The organism is Acidocella sp. KAb 2-4 (assembly GCF_020567705.1).
Taxonomy (GTDB): domain Bacteria; phylum Pseudomonadota; class Alphaproteobacteria; order Acetobacterales; family Acetobacteraceae; genus Acidocella.
The window spans coordinates 39,782-56,124 of record NZ_JAJDJU010000010.1; the positions used below are offsets into that span (position 1 = coordinate 39,782).

Here is a 16,343-nt window from a genome sequence, read left to right on the forward strand (position 1 = left end):
TTGGGATTTTATGCAGACCGAGACCGAAGCCCTCAGCCTCGATGAGATCGACCGGAAAATCATCGCCGAACTTCAGGCCGATGGCCGCATGACGAATGTGGAACTGGCCCGCCGCGCTGGCATTTCGCCGCCGCCCTGCCTGCGCCGCGTGCGCCGGCTGGAGGAGGCCGGCTACATCCAGGGCTATCACGCGCAGACCGACGCGCAGAAGCTCGGCTGGCAGATCTCCTTTTTCGTCATCGTCGGGCTGGAGAGCCAGAAACATTCGGTGCTGGAGGCGTTCGAGGCCCTGGTGGCGACCTGGCCGGAAGTGCGCGAATGCCACATGATCCGTGGCGGCGGCGATTTCCTGCTGCGCCTGGTGGCGCGCGACGCCGCGCATGAAAACCAGCTCACCGCCCGCCTCACCAACGCCCCCAACGTGGCCAAGGTGCAGACGCTGCAAACCATCCGCACCAGCCGCGCCCTTACGGGTGTGCCGATGGACAAGCCGAATGGGTGAGTTGGCGGTCCTGCTCGCGGCGCTGGCGGTGGGGCTCGCCTGCCGGATCATCCCCGCGCAACTGCCTTACGTCTTTCCGTTCGTGTTCAACCCGCTGGAATTCCTCGGCTGCTGGTTGGTGGCGCTGTGGTATTGGCGCGGGCTGCGGCGCGCGCCGGTGCGCCCCAGCCGGCTGCGGCAAGCGTTCTTCCTCGCCGGTCTGGCCGGGATTTACTTCGTGCTGCAAACGCATTTCGAATATGTCTCGCAGCATATGTTTTTCCTCAACCGGGTGCAGGCGGTCACGCTCGGCATGGCCGCGCCATTCGGCATCGCCATCGGCTGGATGGGCGAGGTGCTGGCGCTGGGCGCGCCGGGCTGGGTGGTGCGCGCCGCCGCCGCCGCCTGGGCGCGGCTGCGCTGGCTGAGTCATCCGGTGCCGGCCACCCTGATTTTTCTCACCAGCACCGATCTCTGGCTGATCCCGCCCGTGCATTTCGCCGCCATGCTCAACCCGCGGCTTTACGCGGTGATGAACATCTCCTGCCTGCTTGGCGGGCTGCTGTTCTGGCTGATGGTGCTGGACCCGCGGCCCAAACCGCCCGCGCGCTTTGGCTATCTCACCCGCGCGGCCACCGGGTTCCTGGTGATGTTTCCGCAGATCGCGGTGAGTGCCTACATCGCGCTGTCAACGGTCGATCTCTACCCGTTTTACACGCTGTGCGGACGGTTGATCCCGTCGATCTCAGCGACAAACGACCAGATGCTGGGCGGGCTGATCCAGTGGATTCCGCCGGGGATGATGAACACCGCGGCGCTGGTCATCGGCCTGAATTCGCTGCGTCTGGCCGAAGCCGAGGCGGATAAGCATTTCGTGCCCCCGCCAGGGGCGAAAATCTATGAGGCGAAATGGACCGGCAGGTAAGGAAAATGCCGCCTTCTGCGGAGAGAAGGCGGCATTCCAGACGCGCTTGAAATGATATCCGCCGCTTTCGTCAAAAAGCGGCGGCGTGCCTCAGGCGGCGATAATCTCGATCTCGGCGAAGAAGAAGGCGATTTCCTGCGCCGCGGCTTCCGGGGAGTCGGAGCCATGCACGGAGTTCGCCTCGATCGACTCCGCGAACTCGGCGCGGATGGTCCCGGGGGCGGCGTTCGCTGGGTTGGTGGCGCCCATGATGTCACGGTTCTTGGCGATGGCGTTCTCGCCATACAGCACCTGCGCGACCACCGGGCCGGAGGTCATGAACTCGACCAGATCGTTGAAGAACGGGCGCTGGGCATGCACGGCGTAGAACGCCTCGGCCTGGGCGCGGGTCAGGTGCAGGCGCTTGGTCGCCGCGATCATCAGCCCGTTCTCCTCGAACTTGGCGTTGATCTTGCCGGTCAGGTTGCGGCGGGTGGCGTCGGGCTTCAGGATGGAGAGGGTGCGTTCAATGGCCATGATGGGTCTACCTGTTGTGAGAGCTTGCGCGCCCATTAGCCGGGCGAACAAGGCTGGGCAACCCCCGCCGCGCAGGATAGAGGTGCGGCCATGAGCGTTTTGAGCCTCGAAGACCTCTCTTACAGCATCGCCGGACGGCCGCTGCTCGACCATGCCAGCCTGATGGTGGATGCCGGGCGGCGCATCGGGCTGATCGGCCGCAATGGCGCCGGCAAGTCCACGCTGCTGAAACTCATCGCCGGGCAGCTGCGGCCGGATGGCGGGTCCATCCGCCTCGGCAACCGGGTGCGGCTGGGCTATGTGGCGCAGGAGGCGCCGGGCGGCGAGATCACGCCGCTCGATGTGGTGCTCGCCGCCGACACCGAGCGCGCCGCCCTGCTCGCCGCGGCCGAGAACCCGGCCACCCAGGCCGAGCGCCTGGCCGAGATCCATGAGCGCCTGTTCGCCATCCAGGCGGATGCCGCCCCCGCCCGCGCCGCCGCCATCCTCGCCGGGCTCGGCTTTAACGAGGAGTGGCAGGCCCGCCCGATGTCCTCCTATTCCGGCGGCTGGCGCATGCGCGTGGCGCTGGCGGCGGTGCTGTTCTCGCAGCCCGATCTGCTGCTGCTGGACGAGCCGACCAACCATCTCGACCTCGAAGCCACGCTCTGGCTGGAAGGCTATTTGCAGAAATTCCCCGGCGCCATCCTGCTCGTCAGCCATGACCGCCAGTTGCTCGACCGCGCGGTGGAGGCCATCGCGCATCTCGACCGCGGCAAGCTCACCCTCACCCCGGGCGGTTTCGCTGAATTTGTGCGCATCAAAACCGAGCGCGCCCTGCAACAGGCGCGCGAGGCCGAGCGCGTGGCCGCGCGGCGCGCGCATATGCAATCCTTCGTCGACCGTTTCCGCGCCAAGGCGACCAAGGCGCGCCAAGCCCAGAGCCGCCTGAAGGCGCTGGAGCGCATGCCGCAGATCGAGGCGGTGGTGGAGGAGCACGCCACCGAATTCTCCTTCCCCTCGCCCGAGGAATTGCCGCCGCCGATGCTCCAGCTCGACGGCGTGGATATCGGCTATGACGGCAAGCCGGTCCTCACCGGCGTCTCCCTGCGGCTCGACATGGAAGACCGCATCGCCCTGCTCGGCCAGAACGGCAACGGCAAATCCACCCTGGCCAAGCTGCTGGCCGGGCGGCTTGCCGCGCTGCGCGGGCGGGAGTTTCGGGTGAAGGGGCTGCGCGTGGGCTATTTCGCCCAGCATCAGGAGGATGATCTGGTGCTGGAGGACACGCCCTATGACCATCTCGCCCGCGCCTTGCCGCAGGCCACGCCAACGCAGATCCGCGCCCAGGCGGCGCGCTTCGGGCTGGATGCCGACCGCGTGAACACCAAGGTCGGCGCCATGTCGGGCGGCGAGAAGGCGCGGCTGCTGCTCGCGCTGGCCACGCGCGACGCCCCGCATCTGCTGATCCTCGACGAGCCGACCAACCATCTCGATATCGACGCCCGCGACGCGCTGGTGAAGGCGCTGACCGCGTTCGAGGGTGCGGTGGTGCTGATTAGCCATGATCCGTATCTGGTGGATCTGGTGGCCGACCGGCTGGTGCTGGTGGCGGGCGGCAAGGCCACGCCGTATGAGGGCGACCTCGCCGCTTATGCCGCCTCGATGAACGAGCGCGCCGCCCCCGCGGCCAAGCAGGTGGAGGCGAAGAAAAACGACAAGGCCGCCCGCGCCGAGGCGCGCGCCAAGCTCAGCGCGCTGCGCCAGGCGGCGAAGGCGGCGGAAAGCGTGCTGGCCAAGCTGCTGGCCGAGAAGGAGACACTGGAAGCGCGGCTGGCGAGCGAGGAGATCTACACCCAGGCGAAGATGGCGGAACTGACCAAGGTGACGCAGCGCCTCGCCGTGGTGAAACGCGAGATCGACACCGCCGAGCATCACTGGCTGGAGGCGCATACGGCGCTCGAAGACGCGGAGTTTTAATCAAACTTTATGTTAGTTTAATTAACCATAAAGTGGTTAATTTAAAAACCGTTCGATTTTAAGCGGGGTTTACCACGCCCTGGCAAAACCAAATCGGCCCGCCGCTCCGGATGGGTGAGCATATAGAGATCGGCGCTGGGCAGAAACAGCTTGCGCCATTCCGTCGGCCAGATCCCGAGATTGCGCCGCTGCGCCGCCTCGATCACGCTGTTGCGGTCGCTATCGACAAAAATCTTCAGGCCGTAAAATGGTTCCAGCAGCGGCACCAGCGCGGAGACGCCCTCCACGATCACTGGCCGCTGCGTGGTGAGATGGCGCGGTATGGCGGAGATGCCGCTGGAGCGTGGATCGAACGGCGCGTAATGGCATTCGCCCCGCGTGGCGAGGTCGGTCACCGCCTGCAGAAATTCCTCGTAGCGGATATAGGGGAATGGAAATCCGGGCTGGCAGCCCCGCCATTCCGCTTCCGGGCGCAGGAATTCGTCCACATGCAGGCAGGCGAAGCCGTGCATCGCGCCCAGCCGCATGGCCAGCGTGGTCTTGCCCGCGCAAGGCAGGCCATCGATGCCGATCAGCGGCGGCGCCAGGCGTTTTGGGAAATCCGCTGGCAGCGCCAATGTCGCGCCGGTGTGCTCCATCGTCTCCCCGGAAATACTGACGTGCTTGCTTCTAGCGCGTCCTCTCCGCCGAGGGGAATCACCCGCGCCGAAAATAATGAAACGATCCCGCGATGAGCGCGCGGCGGCTCAGGCGGGCAGGGTCACACTCACGCGCAGCCCCCGCTCGGGCAGGTTGGTGAGGCTGACATCGCCGCCATGCGCGTGCAGGATGTTGCGGCTGATCGACATGCCCAGCCCGGAGCCGCCGGTCTCGCGGTTGCGGCTGGTTTCCAGCCGGCGGAAGGGCTCGAAGACGCGCTCCATCTCGTCGGGCGGAATACCGGGGCCGTCATCCTCGATGTCGATGCGCACCATGCCCTTGATCGGCGGGTGCAGGGTCACGCGTGCGGCGTCGCCATATTTCAGCGCGTTGCCGATCAAATTGGCGAGCGCGCGTTTCAGCGCCAGCGGGCGGGCGTTGATGGGCAGGTGCTCCGGCCCGGTGTAGCTCAACGCGGCGGCGTGGTCGGGGTCGCCATCGGCGGCGTCGTCGAGGATCGTGCGCAGCAGGCTGGCGAGGTCGAGCCGGGCGATGGCCTCGGTGGTCGTGACGTCGCGGCTGAAGGCCAGCGTTGCCGCCACCATCGCCTCCATCTCGTCGAGATCGGCCAGCATTTTGGTCCGCTGTTCGTCATCCTCCATGTACTCGGCGCGCAGCTTCAGCCGCGTGATCGGCGTGCGCAGATCATGCCCGATGGCGGTGAGCAGGAAGGTGCGGTCTTCGACGAAGCGCCGGACCCGGGCCGCCATGGTGTTGAAGGCCACCGCCGCGGTGACGATCTCGGCCGGCCCGGTTTCGGGCAGGGGCTTGGTGTTGGCGACATCGCGCCCCAGCGCGTCGGCCGCCGCCGCCAGGGTTTTCACCGGCTGCAACAGGCGCCGCACCGCCCAGGTGATCATGACCGCGCCGAGCAGGGTCATCACGATGAAGGCGGTGGCGAAGCCGGGCGAGCGCCAGGGCGCGGGCGGGGGCAGGGTGGAGGTGATGGTGAGCCAGGAGACGGGCGGCAGCAGGGCGGAGATGTCGGGCAGCGGCCCCAGGCTGAGCAGCGGCGGGCCGTTCTCCGGGCCGCCATTGGGCGGCGGCGGGCCGTTTGGCGGGACCGGGAGGAACAAATTATCCGGCAGGCCGAAGCTGATGACGAAGCGCGGCGGGAAACCCTGCATGCGCAGCAGCAGCCCGCGCGGGCGGATGCCGGGGGGGATGCCGTAATCGATGATCGCCGCGCGGATGGCGCCACGGGCGCTTAGCGGCATGGCATAGGTGTGGTCGATCGGCGGCAGCAGCGAGAGGCTGACCGTGTCGCCCTTGGGCAGCGGCTCCTTGGCCAGCAGGGCGGCGCGGTCCTCGGGCGCGGCCAAGGCGATATGGCGGTAGATGATGACCGCGCGGGTGGCGAATTCCTGCTCCTCCTCCAATTGCTGCAGCCGCACCTGGTTCAGGGTGTGGATCAGCAGCCCCAGCAGCTGGATCAGCGCGAACCCGGTCAGCAGGATCAGGATCATCCGCCGCGCCAGGCTGTGGGGCAGGGTGATGAAGTTCAAAGCCGTTCGACGGGGGTTGAGAGCACGTAGCCGCCGCCGCGCACGGTCTTGATGAGTTGGGCGTTGCGCCCGTCATCCTCCAGCTTGCGGCGCAGGCGGGAGATGGCGACGTCGATGGCGCGGTCGAACGGCCCGGCTTGGCGCCCGCGCAGCAGGTCGAGCAGCATGTCGCGCGTCAGCACGCGGTTGGGACGGTCGAGCAGCGCCAGCAGCAGGTCGTATTCGCCGCCGGTGATGGAAACCTCCACCCCGCTGGGGTCGAGCAGCCGCCGCCGCGCGGTTTCCAGCACCCAGCCGGAGAAATGGTAGGTTTTGGCGTGGTCTGGCGCGCGCTCCTCCGACTCGCCCGTGCGGCGCAGCACGGCGCGGATGCGCGCCAGCAGTTCACGCGGGTTGAACGGCTTGGTCACGTAATCATCGGCGCCCAGCTCCAGTCCGATGATGCGGTCGGTCTCCTCCGCCATGGCGGTGAGCATGATGATCGGCACATTGGTCTCGGCGCGGAACCAGCGGGCGAGGTCCAGCCCGCCCTCGCCGGGCAGCATCAGGTCCAGCACCACGAGCTGGTAATGCCCGTTGACGAAGGCGCGGCGGGCCTCCTTGGCGTCGCGCGCGGTGGTCACCCGCAGGCGCTGGCGCTCCAGGAATTTCGCCAACAGCTCGCGGATTTCGCGGTCGTCATCGACGACGAGGATATGCGGCAGCGTGTCCATAGCTGTTACAATAGCGAGGCCGCGGGCGCTTGGGCAGGCCAAGTTGCACTTGGTGACAATTTGCCGCCGGGTGAAAATAACGCTTGCGCCCCGGGGGTGATGGCCGTATTCGGCCCCCACGCAGCAACGTACGTGCCTCTGCCGGTCTCCGGTTACGCAACGGCGTCAAGCGTTCTGGCAGCACGACTGGGGCAACCTGGAAGTCGGCTGGTTCGTTGGACCGTTTTGTAACCATGCCCGCCGCCGCAACAGGCGGGCATTCAGAGAGGAAGGAAGAGAGCGATGACTCCCAAAATCGCTTCGTTTCTTGACACCATGCCGGCCACCCCGTGCCTGGTTCTGGACCTGGACCGCGTGGCCGAGAACTACGCGGCGCTGCACCGCGCCCTGCCCGCCGCCAAGATCTATTACGCCGTGAAGGCGAATCCGGCGGCGCCGATCCTGGCGCTGCTCGCCGGCCAAGGCTCCTGCTTCGACGCCGCCTCCTTGCCCGAGATCGAGGCCTGCCTCGCCGCCGGGGCGCCCGCTTCGGCCATCTCCTTCGGCAACACGGTGAAGAAACCCTCCGCCATTGCCGCCGCGCACGCCCATGGCGTGCCGCTTTTCGCGTTCGACTCGCTCGAGGAGCTGGAGAAGATCGCCGCGCATGCGCCCGGCGCCAAGGTGTATTGCCGCATCGCCGTGAACAATGCGGGGGCGGAATGGCCGCTGAGCCGGAAATTCGGCACCACGCTGGACAAGGCGAAGGCGCTGATGCTGGCCGCGCCCGGGCTGGGGCTGGTGCCGCATGGCTTGTCCTTCCATGTCGGCAGCCAGCAGACCGGCACCGCCGCGTATGAAATGGCGGTGGCCGAGGTGGCGATGCTGTTCACCGACCTCAAGGCCCAGGGCGTGGAGCTGAAGATGCTGAATCTCGGCGGCGGCTTCCCGATCCGCTACCGCGAGGATGTGCCGGAGACCGACGCCTTCGGCACCGCGATCATGGACGCGATGGTGCGGCATTTCGGCAATGATCTGCCGGAGATGCTGATCGAGCCGGGCCGCGCCATGGTCGGCAATGCCGGGGTGGTGGCCTCCGAGGTGGTGCTGGTGTGCCGCCGCATGGAAGAGGATCCGCGCCGCTGGGTGTATCTCGACATTGGCCGCTATGGCGGGCTGGCCGAGACCGAGGGCGAGGCGATCCGCTACCGGATCTCCGCCGGCAACGGGCAGACTGGCCCGGTGGTGCTGGCCGGGCCGTCTTGCGATGGTGTGGACGTGATGTACGAAAAATCCGCGTATCAGCTGCCGCTCGATCTCAAATCGGGAGACCGCGTGCTCATCCACGATACCGGCGCTTATGTAACGTCTTACGCCAGCCAGAACTTTAATGGTTTCGCGCCGCTGCAAGAGTACTATGTATAGCGCAGTTCCAACTGGGAGAGCGTTATGCACGAGATCAAGCTGAAGGCCGCCGATGGCGCGGGTGAGTTCACCGCCTATGTGTGGGAGCCCAAGACCAAACAGAAAGCCGGCGCGGTCGTCTTGATTCAGGAAATTTTCGGGGTGAACGACGCGCTGCGCGCCACCGCCGAGGACCTCGCCGCGCAGGGCTTCATCGCCGTGGCGCCGGATCTGTTCTGGCGTCAGCAGCCGGGCGTGAACCTGACCGATAAGAGCGAAGCCGAGTGGAAGCAGGCCTTCGCGCTGATGAACGGCTTCAACCAGGATAAGGGCGTGGAAGACCTGAAGGTAACGCTGGCCGCCGCGCGCAAGCTGCCCGGCTGCAACGGCAATGCGGGAACCATGGGCTTCTGCCTCGGCGGGCGCCTGGCGGTGATGATGGCGACGCGCTCCGATTCCGATGTCAACGTGTCTTATTACGGCGTCGGCCTCGACAACCTGACCGGCGAGTTCGCCAATATCGCGGCGCCGCTGATGCTGCACATCGCCGAGAAGGACGAATATTTCCCCACCGCCGCGCAGGAGACGCTGCTCGACGCGCTGGAGGATAATGAGTGGGTGGATGCCTTCATCTATCCCGGCGTGCAGCATGCCTTCGCCCGCGTGAATGGCGTGCATTACGACGCCCGCGCCGCCGTGATCGCCAACGGGCGCACCACCGAGCTGCTGGCGGAAATCCTGGAGTGAGGCTGCGCCGCCGCGGGCTGCTGGCCAGCGCCGGGGCGGCCCTGGCATGGCCCAGCCTGGGGCGGGCGGATGATCTGGGCGCCGCCTGCGTGCGGGCGGTGCTGGGGCAGATGGAGGCGCTGGGCGATGGCCCGGCGCTGCTGAATTCCTACCTCGTGGAAACCGGGCCGGGGGCGGGGGATTTCGACCGCACCCAGGCCAATGCCGCTTATGTGTATGACAACGCCCTGGCCGGGCTGCTGCTGCTGGCGGCCGGGCACCGGGCCGAGGCGGCGCGCATCGGCCAGGCCCTGGCGATCGCGCAGGCGCATGACCGTAAATTCGCCGATGGCCGGCTGCGCAACGGCTATCAGGCCGGGGTGATGACCGCCCCCGCCAAGCTGCCCGGCTTTTGGGACGAGACGGCTGGCCGCTGGGACGAAGATCCCTATCAGCTTGGCACCGAGAGCGGGCCGGTGGCCTGGGCGATGCTGCTCTGGGCGGCGCTGGGCATGACCGCGCCGGCCAACCGCGCGGGCAATTTTCTCGACGAGCAATTGCGTGCGCCGGCTGGCTATTATGGCGGGCTTTACGGGTTCGACCCGTCGCAGACCCTGCTGAGCTGGCAGAGCACCGAGCAGAACACCGATTTGGCTGCGGCCTTCCGCGCGCTGGGGCGGGGCGAGGATGCCGCCCATGCCGCGGCGTTCGTGCGGGGGATGTTCGATGCCCGTACGGGATGTTTCCAGGCGGGCACCGCGCCGGGCGGGGCGGTGAATCCGCTGCTCGCCGCCGATGCGGGGATCTGGCCGTTCCTGGCCGGGCTGGGCAGCGCCGAATCCGCCCTGGCGGCGGTGGCGGGGCTGCGCCATGGCGAGGGCATTGGGTTTTCCGCCGCGAGTGACGGCGTGTGGTTCGAGGGCACAGCCTTCGCCGCGCTGGCGCTGAAGCTGGCCGGGCAGGCGGGGCTGGCCGCGTCCTTCCTGACCGCCATCGCCGCCAATCTCTCACCCGAGGGCTATGTGTACGCCACCCAAGCGGCGAGTCTGAGCACTGGGCTAACCGTTGGTCCCTCGCTGCAACCCGGCGTGCCGGCGCAGAAATTCAACTATTACCGGCGCCCGAGCCTGAGCGCGACAAGCTGGGCCGGGCTGGCGGCGCTGGGGGTGAACCCGCTGGCGGCGTAGCCGGGCTTATTTGCCGATACAGAAGCCCGAAAACACGGCGTCTAGAATTTCCTCGACCCCGATGATGCCGACCAGCCGGGCCAGCGCCTGCGCGGCGGCGCGCAGCTCCTCGCCGCGCAATTCCGGGTCTTCCAGGCGCAGAGCCGCGTCCAGCGCCGCCGCGGTGTCGCGCACGCAGGCGATCTGCCGTGGGCGGGCCAGCGCCGCGGCGCCCTTGGTGTCGGTGAGGTCCCGCGCCGCCTGGGCCAGTTGGGTCCGCAATTCGGCCATGCCCAGCCCGGTTTTGGCCGAGACGGCGAAGCCCGGCGCGGGGGCGAGGTCGGCCTTGGTGTGCAGGTAGAGGGCCGGGATGCCCGGCGGGGCGGGCGGGAAATCCTCGCCCGGTGCCGCCGCCAGTAGCAGGAAATCGGCCCGCGCCGCCCGCGCCCGCGCGCGCTTCACGCCCTCGGCCTCGATCGCATCCGCGGTGTCGCGCAGTCCGGCCGTGTCGGTGAGATGCACCGGCACGCCGCCGAGATCGACGCGCACGCCCACCGCGTCGCGCGTGGTGCCGGGAATGGCGGAGACGATGGCGATTTCCTCTCCCGCCAGGGCGTTGAGCAGGGTGGATTTGCCTGCGTTCGGCGCGCCGAGGATCACGAATTCCAGCCCTTCGCGCAGGCGTTCGGCGGCGGGGGCGGTGGCCAGGGCGGCGTGCATCTCGTCGCGCAGCGCGGCGATGCCGTGCACCAGAGCGGCCTCCACCTCGGGGGGCAGGTCTTCGTCGGGGAAATCGATCAGCGCCTCCTGCTGCGCCATGATCTGGCGCAGGCGCTCGCGCCAACCGGCGCAGGCCTCGTGCAGCGCGTCCGCCCCCTCCAGCGCCATCGCCCGCTGCGCCTCGGTCTCCGCCGCGATCAGATCGGCCATCGCCTCGGCCTGGAGCAGATCCATGCGGCCATTCTGGTGCGCGCGGCGGGAGAATTCGCCAGGCTCGGCCGGGCGCGCGCCCAGCGCCGCCAGCGCCCCGCTCACCGCCGCCAGCACGGCCCGCCCGCCATGCAGCGCGAGCTCCACCACATCCTCGCCGGTGAAGCTGTGCGGGGCGGGGAAGATGACGACCAACGCTTCGTCGAGGTCCCGCCCCTCATGGCGCAGGCGGCGCAGTCCGGCGCGGCGCGGTGCGGGCAGGGGGGTGAGGCTGGAGGTGATGGAGAGCGCCTCCGGCCCGGAGAGGCGCAGCACGGTAACGGCCCCGCCGCGGCCGGTGATGGGCGCGAAAATCGTGCTCATGCGCGTTAAGGCTCGGCGCTGGCCAGAATTGCCCGCACCGCTTCGGCCGAGGGCGCGGCCAGCGCGTCACCGGCCAGCCTTTCGCAGAGGCTGAGGCTGGTGGCGCGGATCGCCCGCTTCACCCGTGGTACCGCGTTGCCGTGCATGGAAAGCTGGCGGATGCCCAGCCCCAGCAGCAGCGGGGCCACATGCGGGCGCGCGGCCAGCTCGCCGCAGAGCGAGACGGGAATGCCCGCCCCGGCGGCGAAGCTGGCGGTGAGGTGGATCAGCCGCAGCACCGCCGGTTCCAGCGGGTCGTAGAGTTTGACATCGGCGGGCAGGCTGCGATCAGCCGCCAGGGTGTACATGGTCAGGTCGTTGGTGCCGATCGAGAAAAAATCCGCATGCTGCGCCAGCACGGGCGAGGCCAGCGCCGCGGCGGGGGTTTCCACCATGATGCCGAGCGGCGGCAGGCTCTCCGGCAGGGCGATGGTCTTGCGCCGCTTCAGCCGCCGCCAGACGCGCTGCAAAATCTCGCGCGTCGCCTGCACCTCGGCGGCGACGCTGACCATCGGCAGCAGAATCCGCACCGGCCCGTGCGCGCCCGCGCGCAGAATGGCGGCGAGCTGCGTCTCCAGCAGCGCCGGGTGACGCAGCAACAGGCGGATGCCGCGCAGCCCCAGTGCCGGATTGGCCTCCGGCGTTTCCGGCAAATAGCGCGAGAGCGCCTCAACCTCTTTGTCTGAGCCCCAATCGAGCACCCGGATCGTCACCGGGTCGCCGTCCATCGCTTCCACGATATCTTGGTAGATGCGGGTCTGGGTGTCTTCGTCCGGTGCGGTATCGCGGTTCATGAACATGAACTCGGAACGCAGCAGGCCGATGCCATGCGCTCCCGATTCCGCGATCATGGCCAGTTCGAAGGGCAGTTCCAGGTTGGCCTGCAACTCCACCGCCGTGCCGTCCTTGGTCATCGCGGGCAGGCGTTGCAGCTTGGCCAGGGCGCGGCGCGCGCGCGTCTGCGCCGAGAGTTTCCGTCGCGCCGCTTCCAGGCTGGCCTTGCTGGGGCTGAGCACGATCTCGCCGGTATCGCCGTCGATGATCGTCATGGTGCCGGGCGCCACCGCGTCCAGCACGCCCTCCGCCCCGAGCACGGCGGGCAGGCCGAGCGCGCGCAGCATCACCGCCGTATGGCCCTCGACCCCGCCTTCCTCGGTAACGATGCCCGCAAAGCGCGCGGGCTGGATCAGCGCGGCATCCGAGGGGCGCAGATCGGAGGCGGCGAGAATGCTGCCCTGCGCCAGCCCGGCAAAGCTGCGGAAGGGCTGGCGCGTGAGGTTGCGCAGCAGGCGGCGGCCCAGTTCGCGCACCTCATCGGCCCGGCGCAGGCGCCCGGCGCGCTCCTGCCCGGTTTGCGCCATGATGGCTTCGGCCTGGGCCTCGGTTTCGGCCTGCACGGCGGCTTCGGCGCAAAGCAGCGCCTCCTGCACCCGCGCCTTGATGCCGCGCAGCAGCCGCGAGGGGCCGAGCATGTGCAGGTACACATCCATCAGCGGCGCGATCTCGGCCTGCGAATCCTCGGGCAGCGCGGCGAGCCGGTTCTTCAGCTTTTGCAGCTGGTGGCGCGAGCGGGCCACGGCGTCATCGAGCCGTGCCAGCTCGGGCGCGATTTCGGCCGGGTCCAGCTTCTTGGTGGCGACGACGAGTTCGGGTTCGGCGGCCTCGTGCAGCGGGCCGATGCCGATGCCGGGCGAGACGGGATGGCCGGTGAAACGCTGTTCCTGGCGCCTAGTCTGTTTCATGGAAGCCGGCCTCGATGAGCGCGGCAATGGCATCGAGCGCTTCCTTCGCGTCGAACCCCTCGGCGGAGAGGCGCACCGTGCTGCCGATACCAGCCCCTAGCATCATCAACCCCATGATCGAGCGCGCGGAGACGGATTGCCCGTCCTTGGCCACCTCCACATTGGCGGAAAATTGTTCGGCCAGATTCACCAGCTTGGCGGCGGCGCGCGCATGCAGGCCGCGCTTGTTCACGATGCCGACCTCAGTCGAGATCACGGTGCCTTCCATCGGCCTACTCCGCGGCGCGGCAGGCGGGCGATTGCAGCTCGTGCCCGTTGCAGATGTATTTTCGGCCCGCGGCCTCGGCATGGGCCACGGCTTCGGTCAGGGTCTCCTGGCCGCGGATCTTCGCCAGCTTCACCAGCATCGGCAGGTTGACGCCGCCGATGATCTCCACCCCCGGCTGGCTGGCCATCGACATCGCCAGATTGCTCGGCGTGCCGCCGAACATGTCGGTGAGCAGGATCACGCCGTCCCCGGCATTCACTTCAGCCACCCGCCGGGCGATTTCCGCCCGTTGCCCCTCGAATTCGGCATCCGACTCGATGCAGACGGTGGCGAGGTTTTTCTGTTTGCCGACGACATGCTCCATGGCATCGCGCAGCGCATTGGCGAGGCTGCCATGGGTGACAAGAACCATACCGATCATATGAAGAGGCTCATTCTTTCGCGGATGTTTCCGGGTTCGCGCGCGCAGCGGCGAACCGGGCGGCCTCGCGATGCGTGACGCCAACGCGCCAGCCGAGATTGGCCAAGTGAGTGCTAAGTTTTTCGATCATGTACACAGATCTATGTTGTCCGCCGGTGCATCCGATACATATCGTTGCATATTTTTTTCCCTCTTGCACGAATCTCGGCAGCAAAAATTCAACGATTTCCGTGAGTTTTTGGAAGTATATTGCAAAATCAGGGTCTTGCTCAATGAATCTGCCGACCTCCGGGTCGCGCCCCGAGAGCGGGCGCAGGGCTGGGTCGTAATGCGGGTTGCGCAGGAATCGGGCGTCGAACACCAGATCGGCTTCGGGCGGCAGCCCGGATGGATAGGCGAAGGACATCAGCGAGATCACCATGCCCGGCGCGGCGGCGCCGAAATGCTGCTCGATGAGCGCGCGCAGCCGCGGCAGGGCGAGGTGCGAGGTGTCCACCAGCAGGTCGGCGGCGCGGGCCAGCGGGGCGGTGAGCTGGCGTTCCAGCGCGATGCCCTCGGCGATCGCCTCCGATTGCGCCAGGGGGTGGCGGCGGCGGGTCTCGGAGTAGCGGCGCAGCAGCGCGTCCTCGGCGGCGGTGGCGAACACCAAAGAGGGGGCGAGGCGGCTCTGCTGGCGCAGTTCGCTTAGCGCCTCCAGCACGGCCTGGGCGGCAAAGCCGCGCGAGCGGGCATCGACACCGATGGCGAGGTTTTTATCGGCCCGGGTGGCCAGCGTCACCAGCGTGTCGAGCGGCGGGTTGTCCACGGTCTCGAAGCCGAGATCTTCCAGCGCGCGTAGGATCGAGAGCTTGCCAGCCCCCGACAGCCCGGTCACGAGCACGATCTGCAGCTTGGCCGGCGGCGTATTCATGCGCTGAAGGCGCCCACCAATTGCGGCACGCGCCCGCAGGCGGCGTCCAGAGCCAGGGCGGCGCGTTCTGGGGCCGAGGCGAGGGCAGGATCGAGCGTGATCTCGGGCAGGTCCAGCGCCGCATGGCGGCGGGGCAGGGGCAGTCGCTCGGGCTGCACACCGAGCGCGATGACCAGGCGCAGCCGCGCTTGCGGCAGATAAGGGAGGCGGAAAATACCGAGGCCGCGCACTTCCAGCAGCCCGGCCAGAGGCGCGGGTGCGCGGGCGATGCCGGCTTCCATCAGCACCTGGTCATCGGCCACCAGCATGAAGCCGCGGTGGATCAGACGCAGCAACAGATCGGATTTGCCCGCACCGGCGGGGCCGAGCAGCAATAAGGCGTCGTCACCGTCCGGGCTTTGGCGGGCGGCACAGGAGGCGTGCAGGCGCATGATGCGCGGAATGTGGCAAATTTTGGGCGGTACGAAAAGGGGAGCGGTCCGCCCCCCCCTCTTTATTCCAGCGCTTCAGCTCGCCTTCACCATGCTCTGCGGCATCTCGATGTCGATCTCCAGGGTGGAGACCTGGGCGCTGCGGTCGAGCTTCACATTCACCTTGTCGCGGTCGATGGCGATGTGTTTGGCGATGACCGCGAGGATCTCCTCTTGCAGCACGGCGGCGAGATCGGTGCGGCCGGTGAGGGCCCGCTCATGCGCCAGCAAAACCTGCAGGCGCTCGCGCGCCACCGGGGCGGAGCGCTTGCGGGTGAAGAAATCGAAGATGCTCATGCCACCGCCTTCCGGCCGAACAGGCGGCCGAACAGGCTCGGCTTCTCCAGCGCCGGGGCGGTGATCTCCACCGTCTCGCCGAGCAGGCGGCGGGCGGCGTCGGCATAGGCGCGGGCGGCGGTGGAGGCGGGGTTATGCAGGGTCACCGGGCAGCCGAGATTGGAGGCGTTCAGCACGTCCGGGCTCTCGGGCACGATGCCGAGCAGCGGAATCGCCAGAATTTCCAGCACGTCATCCACCCCCAGCATCTCGCCCTTGGCGGCGCGGGCCGGGTTGAAGCGGGTCAGCATCAGGTGCTTCTCGAAGGTCTCGCCCTTCTCAGCGCGCACGGTCTTGGAGTCGAGCATGCCGATGATGCGGTCGGAATCGCGCACCGAGGAGACTTCCGGATTGGTCACCACCACGGCGAGATCGGCATGGCGCATCGCCAGCATCGCGCCCTTCTCGATGCCGGCCGGGCTGTCGCAGATCACCCAGTCGAATTTCTCGCGCAGTTCCTCGATCACGGTTTTCACGCCCTCCTCGGTCAGCGCGTCCTTGTCGCGGGTCTGCGAGGCGGCGAGCAGCGAGAGCGTGTCGAGCCGCTTATCCTTGATCAGCGCCTGGGCCAGCTTGGCGTCGCCCTGCACCACGTTGACCAAGTCGAACACCACGCGGCGCTCGGCGCCAAGCACGAGGTCGAGATTGCGCAGGCCGACGTCGAAATCCACGACCACGACGCTCTTGCCAGCCTGGGCCAGCGCGGCGCCAAGCGAGGCGCTGGTCGTGGTCTTGCCCACGCCGCCCTTGCCCGAGGTTACCACCATGACTTTGGACATGCGATTTACAGC

Annotated in this window: 18 protein-coding genes; 6 read left to right on the forward strand and 12 right to left on the reverse strand. The window is 67.9% G+C overall.

The window, feature by feature from the left end; translation table 11 throughout:
* Window positions 1-10: 10 nt before the first annotated feature.
* Together LI953_RS08465 and LI953_RS08470 are read left to right on the forward strand one after the other, a co-directional pair.
* Window positions 11-502 carry an Lrp/AsnC family transcriptional regulator gene (locus LI953_RS08465; protein WP_227075612.1) on the forward strand — a complete coding sequence of 164 codons (492 nt, stop codon included), beginning with the start codon at window positions 11-13 and terminating at the stop codon, window positions 500-502.
* Window positions 495-1,406: a cytochrome c oxidase assembly protein gene (locus tag LI953_RS08470; protein ID WP_227075613.1), complete on the forward strand. Its 912-nt coding sequence runs from the start codon at window positions 495-497 to the stop codon at window positions 1,404-1,406. The genes LI953_RS08465 and LI953_RS08470 overlap by 8 nt, the downstream gene beginning before the upstream one ends.
* A 90-nt stretch (window positions 1,407-1,496) precedes the next feature.
* Here the strand turns inward: LI953_RS08470 and ndk are convergent, their stop codons facing one another.
* Complete coding sequence (ndk, locus tag LI953_RS08475) at window positions 1,497-1,922, reverse strand: nucleoside-diphosphate kinase (protein ID WP_227075615.1); 426 nt, start codon at window positions 1,920-1,922, stop codon at window positions 1,497-1,499.
* Window positions 1,923-2,012: 90 nt separating this feature from the next.
* Here ndk and LI953_RS08480 point away from each other — a divergent pair, with 90 nt between their 5' ends.
* Window positions 2,013-3,881 carry an ABC-F family ATP-binding cassette domain-containing protein gene (locus LI953_RS08480; protein ID WP_227075616.1) on the forward strand — a complete coding sequence of 623 codons (1,869 nt, stop codon included), beginning with the start codon at window positions 2,013-2,015 and terminating at the stop codon, window positions 3,879-3,881.
* 41 nt (window positions 3,882-3,922) lie between these two features.
* Here the strand turns inward: LI953_RS08480 and LI953_RS08485 are convergent, their stop codons facing one another.
* From LI953_RS08485 to LI953_RS08495, 3 genes are all read right to left on the reverse strand, one after another.
* Window positions 3,923-4,519: a hypothetical protein gene (locus LI953_RS08485; RefSeq protein ID WP_227075617.1), complete on the reverse strand. Its 597-nt coding sequence runs from the start codon at window positions 4,517-4,519 to the stop codon at window positions 3,923-3,925.
* 108 nt (window positions 4,520-4,627) lie between these two features.
* On the reverse strand, window positions 4,628-6,046 hold the full coding sequence (locus LI953_RS08490; protein ID WP_408824988.1) for an ATP-binding protein: 1,419 nt from the start codon (window positions 6,044-6,046) through the stop codon (window positions 4,628-4,630).
* A 35-nt stretch (window positions 6,047-6,081) separates the two neighbouring features.
* On the reverse strand, window positions 6,082-6,798 hold the full coding sequence (locus tag LI953_RS08495) for a response regulator (RefSeq protein WP_227075619.1): 717 nt from the start codon (window positions 6,796-6,798) through the stop codon (window positions 6,082-6,084).
* A gap of 282 nt (window positions 6,799-7,080) precedes the next feature.
* Between LI953_RS08495 and LI953_RS08500 the strand changes: the two genes are divergently transcribed.
* The 3 genes from LI953_RS08500 to LI953_RS08510 are packed head-to-tail and all read left to right on the forward strand — an operon-like array spanning window position 7,081 to window position 10,094.
* The gene (locus LI953_RS08500; RefSeq protein WP_227075620.1) at window positions 7,081-8,202 is read left to right on the forward strand and encodes a type III PLP-dependent enzyme; all 1,122 of its coding nucleotides are present in this window, start codon (window positions 7,081-7,083) and stop codon (window positions 8,200-8,202) included.
* 24 nt (window positions 8,203-8,226) lie between these two features.
* Window positions 8,227-8,928, forward strand: a complete 702-nt coding sequence (locus LI953_RS08505) for a dienelactone hydrolase family protein (protein WP_227075621.1) — start codon at window positions 8,227-8,229, stop codon at window positions 8,926-8,928.
* Window positions 8,925-10,094 carry a hypothetical protein gene (locus LI953_RS08510; protein WP_227075623.1) on the forward strand — a complete coding sequence of 390 codons (1,170 nt, stop codon included), beginning with the start codon at window positions 8,925-8,927 and terminating at the stop codon, window positions 10,092-10,094. Before LI953_RS08505 ends, LI953_RS08510 begins: the two co-directional genes overlap by 4 nt.
* A gap of 6 nt (window positions 10,095-10,100) precedes the next feature.
* Here LI953_RS08510 and mnmE read toward each other — a convergent pair whose 3' ends face one another.
* The 8 genes from mnmE to minD all read right to left on the reverse strand — a co-directional run bounded on the left by mnmE (window position 10,101) and on the right by minD (window position 16,331).
* Window positions 10,101-11,366: a tRNA uridine-5-carboxymethylaminomethyl(34) synthesis GTPase MnmE gene (mnmE, locus tag LI953_RS08515; protein ID WP_227075624.1), complete on the reverse strand. Its 1,266-nt coding sequence runs from the start codon at window positions 11,364-11,366 to the stop codon at window positions 10,101-10,103.
* A 5-nt stretch (window positions 11,367-11,371) separates the two neighbouring features.
* Window positions 11,372-13,147: a phosphoenolpyruvate--protein phosphotransferase gene (ptsP, locus tag LI953_RS08520; RefSeq protein ID WP_227075625.1), complete on the reverse strand. Its 1,776-nt coding sequence runs from the start codon at window positions 13,145-13,147 to the stop codon at window positions 11,372-11,374.
* Window positions 13,134-13,415, reverse strand: a complete 282-nt coding sequence (locus LI953_RS08525; RefSeq protein WP_227075627.1) for an HPr family phosphocarrier protein — start codon at window positions 13,413-13,415, stop codon at window positions 13,134-13,136. Before LI953_RS08525 ends, ptsP begins: the two co-directional genes overlap by 14 nt.
* A gap of 4 nt (window positions 13,416-13,419) precedes the next feature.
* Entirely contained in the window at window positions 13,420-13,836 is a 417-nt protein-coding gene (locus LI953_RS08530; RefSeq protein ID WP_227075629.1) for a PTS sugar transporter subunit IIA, read from the reverse strand.
* 10 nt (window positions 13,837-13,846) lie between these two features.
* On the reverse strand, window positions 13,847-14,746 hold the full coding sequence (gene rapZ, locus LI953_RS08535; RefSeq protein ID WP_227075630.1) for an RNase adapter RapZ: 900 nt from the start codon (window positions 14,744-14,746) through the stop codon (window positions 13,847-13,849).
* On the reverse strand, window positions 14,743-15,177 hold the full coding sequence (locus LI953_RS08540; protein WP_227075631.1) for an HPr kinase/phosphorylase: 435 nt from the start codon (window positions 15,175-15,177) through the stop codon (window positions 14,743-14,745). The genes rapZ and LI953_RS08540 overlap by 4 nt, the downstream gene beginning before the upstream one ends.
* Window positions 15,178-15,252: 75 nt before the next feature.
* Complete coding sequence (minE, locus tag LI953_RS08545; RefSeq protein WP_227075633.1) at window positions 15,253-15,513, reverse strand: cell division topological specificity factor MinE; 261 nt, start codon at window positions 15,511-15,513, stop codon at window positions 15,253-15,255.
* The gene (gene minD, locus LI953_RS08550) at window positions 15,510-16,331 is read right to left on the reverse strand and encodes a septum site-determining protein MinD (RefSeq protein WP_227075635.1); all 822 of its coding nucleotides are present in this window, start codon (window positions 16,329-16,331) and stop codon (window positions 15,510-15,512) included. The genes minE and minD overlap by 4 nt, the downstream gene beginning before the upstream one ends.
* Between the last annotated feature and the right edge of the window lie 12 nt (window positions 16,332-16,343).